This is a genomic window from Caballeronia sordidicola, assembly GCF_000729995.1.
GTDB classification, from domain to species: domain Bacteria; phylum Pseudomonadota; class Gammaproteobacteria; order Burkholderiales; family Burkholderiaceae; genus Caballeronia; species Caballeronia sordidicola_A.
Genome location: NZ_JNFG01000109.1, coordinates 1 through 539, shown reverse-complemented (window position 1 = coordinate 539; position 539 = coordinate 1). Strand labels below are relative to the sequence as shown.

Genomic DNA, 539 nt, shown 5'->3' with positions numbered 1-539 from the left:
GTCAAACTGCATGAGGCCATGCGCTATGCGGTGCTGGGCGGCGGCAAGCGGGTTCGTCCGCTGCTGTGCCATGCGGCTGGCGAGTTGACCGGCGCGCGCGCTGAATGCCTGGATGCGGCAGCGGCGGCGCTGGAAATGATCCACGTGTACTCGCTCGTGCACGACGATATGCCCTGTATGGACGACGACGAGTTGCGTCGCGGCAAGCCGACGGTCCACGTCAAATATGAAGAAGCGACGGCATTGCTGGTCGGCGACGCGCAGCAATCACAAGCTGTCGTGGCGCAGACGTCCGGGGTTCTGACGCAGGCACAACAGGCTTCGCTGGTGCGCGAACTGGCCCTGGCTAGCGGCTCGATCGGCATGTGCGGCGGTCAGGCAATCGTTCTCGCGAGCGTTGGCCCCACGCTAACACGCCCGCAACTCGAGACCTTGCCCCGGCTGAAAACCGTTGCTTTGCTGCGCGCCGCGGTCCGCATGGGCTCGTTGGCCGGTGAAACGCCGGACGCGTACTCCATGCGTGCGCTCTACGCTTATTC

Annotated in this window: 1 protein-coding gene; it reads left to right on the top strand. The window is 64.9% G+C overall.

Annotated features, from left to right (window positions below; all coding sequences use genetic code 11):
• Positions 1-539: polyprenyl synthetase family protein (locus FH08_RS0133925; RefSeq protein WP_031362618.1), on the top strand; the 539-nt coding region annotated here is incomplete at both ends.